The 9,131-nt window shown below is 67.5% G+C and carries 9 protein-coding genes; 3 read left to right on the top strand and 6 right to left on the bottom strand.

Annotated features, from left to right (window positions below; all coding sequences use genetic code 11):
* From AC6EI8_RS20745 to AC6EI8_RS20755, 3 genes are all read right to left on the bottom strand, one after another.
* On the bottom strand, positions 1 to 635 hold a 635-nt coding region (locus tag AC6EI8_RS20745), incomplete at its 3' end, for an NAD(P)-dependent oxidoreductase (protein ID WP_498382752.1).
* A complete protein-coding gene (locus tag AC6EI8_RS20750; protein ID WP_149317205.1) occupies positions 635 to 1,810 on the bottom strand; it encodes a UxaA family hydrolase in 1,176 nt (391 codons plus the stop codon). The genes AC6EI8_RS20745 and AC6EI8_RS20750, both read right to left, overlap by 1 nt.
* 124 nt (positions 1,811 to 1,934) lie before the next feature.
* Positions 1,935 to 2,216, bottom strand: a complete 282-nt coding sequence (locus tag AC6EI8_RS20755; RefSeq protein ID WP_006575911.1) for a UxaA family hydrolase — start codon at positions 2,214 to 2,216, stop codon at positions 1,935 to 1,937.
* Between the two features lie 284 nt (positions 2,217 to 2,500).
* Here AC6EI8_RS20755 and AC6EI8_RS20760 point away from each other — a divergent pair, with 284 nt between their 5' ends.
* From AC6EI8_RS20760 to AC6EI8_RS20770, 3 genes are all read left to right on the top strand, one after another.
* Positions 2,501 to 3,238, top strand: a complete 738-nt coding sequence (locus AC6EI8_RS20760) for a GDSL-type esterase/lipase family protein (RefSeq protein WP_187829128.1) — start codon at positions 2,501 to 2,503, stop codon at positions 3,236 to 3,238.
* A gap of 459 nt (positions 3,239 to 3,697) precedes the next feature.
* Positions 3,698 to 4,510 (top strand): helix-turn-helix domain-containing protein, encoded by an 813-nt coding sequence (locus AC6EI8_RS20765; RefSeq protein WP_498382753.1) that lies wholly within the window; start codon positions 3,698 to 3,700, stop codon positions 4,508 to 4,510.
* A gap of 483 nt (positions 4,511 to 4,993) precedes the next feature.
* Positions 4,994 to 5,740: a dienelactone hydrolase family protein gene (locus AC6EI8_RS20770; protein ID WP_498382754.1), complete on the top strand. Its 747-nt coding sequence runs from the start codon at positions 4,994 to 4,996 to the stop codon at positions 5,738 to 5,740.
* A 90-nt stretch (positions 5,741 to 5,830) separates the two neighbouring features.
* On the opposite strand, the gene AC6EI8_RS20775 is transcribed toward AC6EI8_RS20770, so the two are convergent.
* The 3 genes from AC6EI8_RS20775 to AC6EI8_RS20785 form a co-directional block, all read right to left on the bottom strand.
* Positions 5,831 to 5,962 (bottom strand): hypothetical protein, encoded by a 132-nt coding sequence (locus tag AC6EI8_RS20775; protein ID WP_255650794.1) that lies wholly within the window; start codon positions 5,960 to 5,962, stop codon positions 5,831 to 5,833.
* A 257-nt stretch (positions 5,963 to 6,219) separates the two neighbouring features.
* Complete coding sequence (locus AC6EI8_RS20780; protein ID WP_498382755.1) at positions 6,220 to 7,311, bottom strand: copper resistance protein B; 1,092 nt, start codon at positions 7,309 to 7,311, stop codon at positions 6,220 to 6,222.
* A 47-nt stretch (positions 7,312 to 7,358) separates the two neighbouring features.
* Positions 7,359 to 9,131, bottom strand: a 1,773-nt coding sequence (locus AC6EI8_RS20785; protein ID WP_498382756.1) for a copper resistance system multicopper oxidase, incomplete at its 5' end; no start/stop codon positions are given.

Here is a 9,131-nt window from a genome sequence, read left to right on the forward strand (position 1 = left end):
GTCGCCGGCACCAGCGGCACGTGCAGGCTGACCGCATCGGCTTCCGCGAGCAGCGCATCGAGGCCGCGCGGCGCGACGCCGCTGCGTTGCCAGACCGGATCGTCATCGCGCAGCATCGGATCGTGCGCAACCACGCGCATGCCGAAGGCCTGGGCGAGCGCCGCGGTCTGCCGGCCGATATCGCCGAAGCCGATCAGGCCCAGCGTCTTGCCCAGCGCCTCGCGCCCCTCCGAAAGACGCGCGCGCGGCCATTTGCCCTGCATCACCTCGCCGCTGCCCTGATAGGCGCCGCGCAGCAGCATCGCCACCGTGGTGACCACGTACTCGGCGACCGAACGCGCATTGGCGCCGGTGGCCGGGATCACGCGGATGCCGCGCGCCTTGCACGATTCGACATCGATGTTGTCCAGGCCGACGCCGAGCCGCCCCACCACGCGCAGGCGCGGCGCGCTGTCGAGCACCGCCACATCGACCTGCGTACGGTTGCGCACGATCAGCGCGTCCGCCGAAGGCAGCGCCGCCAGCAGCTCGGCGCGCCGATCGACCCAGTCGGGCTCGTAGCGCAGTTCGAACCCGGGCGTCAGCGCGGCCACCGCGTCCGGGTCCATGAACTCGCTGATGCAGATCCGCTTCATCAGGCCGACTCGTGGATGCGGGTCAGCACGAACTCGCGGTGGCCCAGCGCCTCGGCCGCGGTCCAGCGGCCGTTGGCGGTCGCCAGCATGCACTCGAGCAGCTTGTCGCCGGTCTGGTCCAGGTTCAGCTCGCGCTGCAGCAGGCCGGAGCAATCGACGTCCATGTGCTCGCTCATCAGGCGCACGGTGCGCGGGTTCGCGCACAGCTTGATCACCGGCACGATCGGGTTGCCGATCACGTTGCCCTGCCCGGTCGGGAAGAAATGCACGACGAAGCCGGATGCCGCGCACAGCGTCACCATCTCGGCCGCGGCCGACGACGAGTCCATGAACCACAGGCCGGGATGGGTCGGCTCCTCGGCCTTGTCGAGCACGCCGTCGACCGTGCATTTCTTGCCGATCTTCTGGATGTTGCCGAGCGCCTTCTCCTCGATGGTGGTCAGGCCGCCCGCGATATTGCCCTTGGTCGGCTGCGATTCCGACAGATCGGTGGTCTTCCAGCGGTCGATCATGGCCTGATAGCGCTCGAACATCGCCATGAACTGGTGGCGCACCTCATCGTTGGCGCAGCGTGCGGCGACGATATGCTCGCCGCCGGTCAGCTCCGAGGTTTCGCCAAACACCAGCGTGGTGCCGAGCGGATGCAGCTTGTCGAAGGCATTGCCGACCGTCGGATTGGCGCCGCAGCCCGACGTCGTATCCGACTCGCCGCACTTGGTCGATACCCACAGGTCGGCGATCGGGCATTCGACGCGATGCAGCGCGGTGGCGTACTGCACGAATTCCTTGGCGGCCTTCGATGCGCGCTTGATGGTCTCGTGGTCGCCGTGGCCCTCAATGCCGAAGCCGACCACCGGCTTGCCGGTCTTCGCGATGCCGTCGACCACGCGCTTGGTCCAGCCGTCCTCGATGCCGATCACCACCACGGCGGCGACGTTCGGATTGCTGCCCGCGCCGATCAGCGTGCGGAAATGCAGATCCAGGTCCGGACCGAACTGCAGGCGGCCATAGGGATGGGGAATCGCCATCGTGCCCTTGATCGCATGCGCGACCGCCTCGGCGGCGGCGTTGGACAGGTCGTCCAGCGGCAGGATGATGACGTGGTTGCGGACGCCGACCCGGCCGTTGTCGCGGCGGTAGCCCCAGAAGGTGGTGTTTTGATCGATGATGGACATGGCGTGGTGTTCGGTTCTCGAATGACTGGAATGGCCTCGATGGGCTGCGATGGCTGCCAGAGCGGCGATGGCGGGGATGGCTGGACCGAAAGGCTTTTCCTCACGGACTGCCGGACGGCGCCGCTTACCAGCGCTTGGTCTTGATGTTGTGCACGTGAGCGTGCTCGCCGGCCTTGATCGGCGCGACCACCTTGCCGATGTCGACGCCGTACTTGTAGACCGTGTCGTTCGGCGCCATGTCGCGCAGCGCCACCTTGTGGCCGATCGGAATCGGCTGGCGCGCGGTCACCGTGATGGTGCGGTCCTCGTCCATGATCCAGGCGTTCAGCTCGGTGCCGGCCTCGATCCCTTCCACCACGGCCACGGCCACCGTGTCCTTGGCGTCGTGCAATACGACGTGAATCATCGTTGTGTCTCCTCTGTGGGTTGGTGTGTGCATCGGATCATAGGTGGTCAAATCATAAAGGTCAACCAGCTCATCTATATGAATTAGATGTATATCGATGTGCACTTCAGGCGTCTTGGCGTGCCAACGTAACCCCCCTTTGAAATGAGAAGCGTTTGCTGTCGCACGGACGAGAGCCCATGGGCCGTCCGAAGATCGGCTTTCGCGGAGCTTTCCATGGCCGCGGCCGCCCGGTGCCGAAGGGAGATCGGCCGCCCAGCCTCCGCTCATCGGGAGAGTCGGCCATGCGTCCGATCAGACTGCTGTTGGTGGCGTCGCTGCTGCTGAACCTGGCGTTCGTCAGCGCCACCGTGATGGCGATCCACCGCCTCGGCGGCATCGGCTATCTCGCCTTCAAGCTCAAGCACCGCGACGACGGCTCCGGCTACAGCGCCGGACGGCTGCAGCATCTGCGCTCGCTCGATGCCGCGCTGCCCGCCGGCAAGATCGTCTTCGTCGGCGACTCGATCACCGAAGCCGGGGAATGGGGCGAGTTTCTGGGCCACCACGATGTGGTCAATCGCGGCATCGGCGGCGATTCGACGGCACGCATCCTCGATCGCATCGAGTCGGTGGCAAAGACGCGGCCGTCCAAGCTGTTCCTGATGGCGGGCATCAACGATCTCGGCGCGTTCGACGAGCGCGAGGTGTTCGACCGCTATCGGCAGATCGTCGACACGGTCAGGCGCGTGTCGCCCGGCACGCGGATCTATCTGCAGAGCACGCTGCCGGTCAATCGCGAGGTACGCGACACCGGCCGCGACAATGGCCGCGTCGCGCAGTTCAATGCGCTGCTGGCCGGGCTGGCGGCCAGCGACGATCGGGTCGAATGGATCGATGTCGCCCGCGCGCTGGCGGACCGGGACGGCAACCTGGATCGCGCCTATACCTATGACGGCGTGCATCTGAACGGCGAAGGCTATGCGCGCTGGAAGGCCGTGATCCTGCCGTATCTGCACGGCACCAGCGTCGCGACGCGGTAGGGGCGTGGCGACGCGGTGGGGGCGTGATCACGCGATAGAGGCGTGACGACGCAGTCGGTACGTCGAGACGCGATAGGAGCGTGGCGCGCGATCGAGGCGTAACGACACGATGGCGTGCGACCACGCGTTTGGGCGCGACGACGCGATTGCGTGCGACCACGCGTTTGGGCGCGACGACGCGATCGGGTGTGACGACGTGATTGGGCGCGACGACGCGATTGGGTGTGACGACGTGATTGGGCGCGACGACGCGATTGGGTGTGACGACGTGATCGGGCGCGACGACGCGAATGGGCGTGACGACGCGAATGGGTCGTGCGGCTGCCGGAAGCAATCCGCGGCCCTGGCGTGGGCAACGCCCGGGAGCCCGGCTTCTGGTATGTTCGGCGTCATCGCTTGCGCGAGCCATCACTCGTCGCCTGTCCTCCGCCTGCGTACCGCCTTCCCGACCACGCCGCCATGTTCCAGGTGATCGCCCCTTGCCCCGCGTTGGCGCCCTACGTCAACGGCTACTGGTTCGTCCAGGACCTGGAGGGCGTGTACGAAGGGCAGCCCATCGAGACCTGCCCTTACCCGGGCGCGGTGCTGTCGGTGAACTTCGGCCGTCCCAATGCGATGGAGGGCGGGCCCACGGTCCCCAAAGTCTCGCTGCTGGGCTTCCAGTCGAACAGCCGTCGCTGGCGCTCGTGGTCGGACACGTATTTCGTCATGGCGATGCTCAGTGGCATTGGGCTGGCGCGGCTGTTCCCCGGCATTGGCGCGGAATGCAAGGATCGCCTGATGGACCTTGCCGCCTATCTGGGCGATGGAAGGGCCTGCTCGCTTGCGGCCGACCTCAGCGCCGCCTGGGCGCCGCGCCGGATCGCCGGCCAACTGGACGCCTGGCTGCTGCGGCGCCTCGACGCCACCCGCGCGCCGATCGAGCTGCCGACGCTGGCCGCGGCCCACGCGCTGTTGCGCCAGGGCCGGCAGGTGCAGGACATCGCCCGGCTGACCGCCGTCAATCGGCGCCAACTGCACCGATGGTTCCAGCGGCATCTGGGCATCGGCCCCAAGCAGCTGATGGACCTGGAACGGCTGCAGTCGAGCATCCAGGCCGTGCAACGCGGCGATGGGGACGCGCTGTCCGGCTACAGCGACCAGGCGCACCAGATCCGCAACTGGCGGCAGCGGCTGGCCCAGACACCGGGCGGCTACGCCCGCGGCGGGCCTTCGCCACTGGCCGAATACTTCGGCCGGCAACCGGGAGAGGGCCCGGCCTTCTATCTCTGACGGGGCGAGGTCGAAGCGTCGCGAACGGTCCCAAGCCGTCCCAATCCGTCCCAATCCGTCCCAATCCGTCCCAATCCGTCCCAAGCCGTCCCAAGCCGTCCCAAGCCGTCCCAAGCCGTCCCAAGCCGTCCCAGTCCGTCCCAATCCGTCCCAATCCGTCCCAATCCGTCCCAATCCGTCCCAATCCGTCCCAAGCCGTCCCAATCCGTCCCAATCCGTCCCAATCCGTCCCAATCCGTCCCAATCCGTCCCAATCCGTCCCAATCCGTCCCAAGCCGTCTCCGGCCGTCCCAAGTCCCAAGTCCCAAGTCCCAAGTCCCAAGTCCCAAGTCCCGAGTCCCAAGTCCCGAGTCCCAAGTCCCGAGTCCCGAGTCCCAAGTCGTCCCAGGCGGTCGAGGCGGTCCAGCGGTTCAAAACGGTCCCAAACGTTCAATACGGCGCGTCCGCGCCGCGGCATCCTGCGGCACTCGACAGGAGGGACGTATGGACGTTGAAGAGATTGCGCTGGAACGAACGCTCGTCGACTACACCGACGGCGCGACAACCTTCGAGGGTTACGTGGCCCGGCCCGCCGGCCTCGGGCCATCCGCGCCATGCGTGCTGCTGGCCCACGAGTGGAGCGGCCTGAGCGAGCCCATCAAGCGCAGCGCCGACCGGCTGGCCGCATTGGGCTACGTCTGCTTCGCCGCCGACGTCTATGGCAAGGGCGTGCGCGGCGACCCGATGGGCGACAACTCGCATCTGATGAATCCGATGCTGGCCGACCGTGCCCTGTTGCAGCGGCGGCTGCTGGCGGGACTCGATGCCGCCACGGCGCTTCCCGGCGTCGACCCGCGCCGCATCGCCGCGGTCGGCTACTGCTTCGGCGGCTTGTGCGCGCTGGACCTGGCACGCGCGGCGCCGCCGAACCTGGTCGCCGCCATCAGCATCCACGGGGTTCTGCAGCCGCCACGGATCGGCCCGCGGCGGCCAATCTCCGCGAGCGTCCTGCTGCTGCACGGCTGGGAAGACCCGGTCGCGCCGCCGGCCGATGTGCTGGCCATTGCCAGGGAACTGACCGACGCGGGAGCGGACTGGCAGTTGCACGCCTACGGCCACGCCCGCCACGCCTTCACCTTCGCCGGCGCGAATTTCCCCGAGCGCGGCATCGTCCATGACCCGCGGGCCGACAGGCGCTCCTGGGCCGCGATGAAGGCGTTCCTGGCGGAGCAGCTGGGGGCGAAAGGCTAGCGGCGACGGCAGGTTTCTTCTTGCCGCCCGCAAAAAAAAGCAGGCGGCGAAGCCCTCCGGGCATTCGCCGCCGCATCCTCCCGCACTGCCTTACTTCTGTTGCTGCTGCTTGCGCTCGCGCTGTTGGCCGCCTTGCTGCTGCTGGCCGCCCTTGCTTTGCTGCTGTTGTTGCTGCTGCTTGCTGCCGCTCTTCTGGCCTTGGCCTTGCTGTTGCTGAGTCATGATGGTCTCCGGATGTGCGGACAAGACGTCCGGACTCGAACCGATGCATCGAGCGTGCCAGCGCGCCGATCGGGCGTGATACCGGCGTGGGGAGACCTATCGTGCGCAGCGTAGGCGTCATCCGCTTCGGTAAGGCAGTCGATGTCGCAGAATCTGCACGAGGTATTGTCAATGCTGCAAACGGAACCTCTACCGGACCTGTTCGGCGGACCTGTGGGGGCCGCGCAGCAGGCCGCGGACCGTTGTCGGCGGGCGGCTCAGAACCAGACGCGCACGCCGGCGACAAAGCGCGTCTCGCCGCTGCGGCCGCCGGAGGCGCGCACCATGTCGGCGGTATTGCCGAACGTCTGGTAGCGCTCGACGCCGATGTACGGCGCGAACTGGCGGCTGAACTCGTAGCGTAGCCGCACGCCGACCGCGCCGTTGGACAGGCCGCTGCCGACACCGACCTCGCGGTCGTTCTTGCCGTAGAGATTGGCCTCGACGCGCGGCTGCAGGATCAGGCGCTGCGTGACCAGCAGCTCGTACTCGGCGGACAGCCGCAGCGCCGTCCGCCCTTCGGTGCCGAGGTAGCCGGTGGCGTCGAGCTCGAACCAGTAGGGCGCCAGCCCCTGCACGCCGAATGCGAGCCAGTTGCGTGCGGGGCGACCGTGGCCGGCGTCGTTGCGGATGCCGAACTGCGTGTCCCAATAGCTGGCGATGGCGTGGCCCCACAGCAGTTCGGTGCGGGCCTCGTGGACCTTGCCGCGCTCGACCTCGCCCTCGGCCTTGATGACCAGCCGGTCATAGGTGCCGCCGAACCAGGCCTGCGCCTCGTAGGCGGCCGCGTTGGTGTCGCTGCCGCGCGCCCATTCGAGGCGGTCCACCAGTACCGAGCCGAACAGGTGCTCGTCGGCCATATGCAGCTGCCGATGGGGACCGAGCGCGTACTGCCCGACGCCGAGGCGATGGCCGCCGGAATAGGCGTGCGGATCGCGGGCATCGGGCGGCGCGCTGCCGCCCTGCATCTTCATGTCGCCGTGGTCCATTGCCGGCTTCGCGGCGCTGCCGTGCTGATGCTGCTGATGCTCCTGGTGTTGCTGATGCTCCCGGTGCTGCTGGTCTTGCTGATGCTCCTGGTGCTGCTGGTCCTGTCGGTGCTGCTGGTCCTGTCGGTGCTGCTGGTCCTGTCGGTGCTGCTGGTCTTGCTGATGCTCCTGGTGCTGCGGGTGCTGCGGGTGCTGCTGGTGCTGCTGGTGCTGCTGATGCTGCTGGTGGTCACCGTGATCGTGCTGGTGCGGCTGCTGCCCCCAAGCAGCCCCGATGCCGGCGGCTGCCAGCAGGATGGCAAGAAGTATGTTCGATGGCATGGCTCTGGCCCCGTGCGTCTTGGAATTTGGATGGAACATCGGGCCAGTCAGGCCACCAGCACTTCGCGGAACATGCCTGCGTCCATATGCATCATCAGATGGCAATGCCAGGCCCAGCGGCCGAGCGCATCGGCCGTGACGAGGAAGCTGATGCGCTGGGCCGGCTGCACCGGAATCGTGTGCCGCCGCGCCTGGAAGGAGCCGTCCGGCGCCTCCAGCTCGCTCCACATGCCGTGCAGATGCATCGGGTGGGTCATCATCGTGTCGTTATGCAGGATCACGCGCAGCCGCTCGCCGTGGCGGAAATGGACCGGCGTGGACTTGCCGAACTCCAGGCCGTCGAAGGACCAGGTGTAGCGCTCCATATTGCCGGTCAGGTGCAGTTCCACTTCCCTGTTCGGCCCGCGCGGGTCCATCGGACCGCCGACCGTGCGCATGTCGGCCAGCGTCAGCACGCGGCGTCCGTTGTTGCGCAGCCCGATGCCGGGGTCGTCGAGGTTGGTCCGTGCCATGTCGACCCGCATATCGGTGCTCGGGCCGTATTCGGTGCGCGCGTGGCGGGCGGTCCTGCTGGGGATCTTCAGCGAGCCGTTTGCCGGCGCCGTCGGCATGGCGTGCTGGCCGTGGTCCATCGCCATGCCGCCGTGGTGCATGCCGTGCGCCCCGTGCGTGCCGTGCATGCTGTACATGCCATGCGTGCCGTGCGTACCATGCGCGCCATGCGTGCTGTGCATGCCGCGCTCGCTGTCCGTCCCGTGCGTGCCATGCACGGCGCCGTGGTTGTGCCCGCCGCCATGGCTCATCCCAGCCATCCCAGCCATCCCACCCGCCCCCATGTCGCCCATCATGTCCGTCATGGTCAGCCACTGGGCCTTGTCCAGCGCGGGCACGGCGGCCTGCAGCCCCTCGCGCGTCGCCAGCGTGCCGCGCGCGTAGCCGGTGCGGTCCATCGACTGCGAGAAGATCGTGTAGGCCTCGTCGCGCGGCTCGACCAGGACATCGCAGGTCTCGCCGGGACCGAAGCGGAATTCGTCGACCGTCACCGGCTCGATGTTCTGGCCGTCGACCTGCACGACCTTGAGCTTCAGCCCCGGAATGCGCACGTCATAGAAGGTATTGCCGCTGCCATTGATGAAGCGCAGCCGAACCTTGTCGCCCGGCTTGAACAGGCCCGTCCAGTTGCCGGCCGGCGTCACGCCATTGGTCAGGTAGGTCAGCGTATGCGCGGACAGGTCGGCCAGATCGGTGGGGCTCATCCGCATCTGGTTCCACATGCGGCGCTTGTCGACGGCGGCCTTGATGCCGTCGTTGGCGACATCGCGGAAGAAGTCGACGACAGTGGGCTGGTTGTAGTTGTAGTAGTCGCTCTGGGTCTTGAGCTTGGACAGCACGCGCATGCCGTCCTCGTCGGTCCAGTCGGACAGCAGCACGGTATGGTCGCGGTCCGCGCGGATCGGATCGTCGTCGCCGTCGATGATCAGGCCGCCGTAGACGCCGGTCATCTCCTGGAAGCCCGAGTGCGAGTGGTACCAGTAGCTGCCGCTCTGCACGACCTTGAAGCGGTAGGTGAAGGTCTCGCCCGGCGCGATGCCGGGGAAGCTGATGCCGGGCACGCCGTCCATCTCGAACGGCAGGATGATGCCGTGCCAGTGAATCGAGGTCGGCTCGCGCAGGCGGTTGGTCACGCGGATGGTCACCGTATCGCCCTTGCGCCAGCGCAGCGTCGGGCCCGGCAGCATGCCGTTGATGGTGTGGGCGATGGCGGGCTTGCCGGTGAAGTTGACGACCGCCTCTTCGATGAACAGGTCGAACTCGGTGCC

The sequence above is a fragment of the Cupriavidus sp. R6-3 genome, from assembly GCF_059772245.1.

Bases quoted from the DNA above. Each gene is read 5' to 3' on its own strand.
- AC6EI8_RS20755 (WP_006575911.1), bottom strand. From the start codon at position 2,216: ATGATTCACGTCGTATTGCACGACGCCAAGGACACGGTGGCCGTGGCC.
- AC6EI8_RS20780 (WP_498382755.1), bottom strand. From the start codon at position 7,311: ATGCCATCGAACATACTTCTTGCCATCCTGCTGGCAGCCGCCGGCATC.
- AC6EI8_RS20760 (WP_187829128.1), top strand. From the start codon at position 2,501: ATGCGTCCGATCAGACTGCTGTTGGTGGCGTCGCTGCTGCTGAACCTG.
- AC6EI8_RS20750 (WP_149317205.1), bottom strand. From the start codon at position 1,810: ATGTCCATCATCGATCAAAACACCACCTTCTGGGGCTACCGCCGCGAC.
- AC6EI8_RS20775 (WP_255650794.1), bottom strand. From the start codon at position 5,962: ATGACTCAGCAACAGCAAGGCCAAGGCCAGAAGAGCGGCAGCAAGCAG.
- AC6EI8_RS20765 (WP_498382753.1), top strand. From the start codon at position 3,698: ATGTTCCAGGTGATCGCCCCTTGCCCCGCGTTGGCGCCCTACGTCAAC.
- AC6EI8_RS20770 (WP_498382754.1), top strand. From the start codon at position 4,994: ATGGACGTTGAAGAGATTGCGCTGGAACGAACGCTCGTCGACTACACC.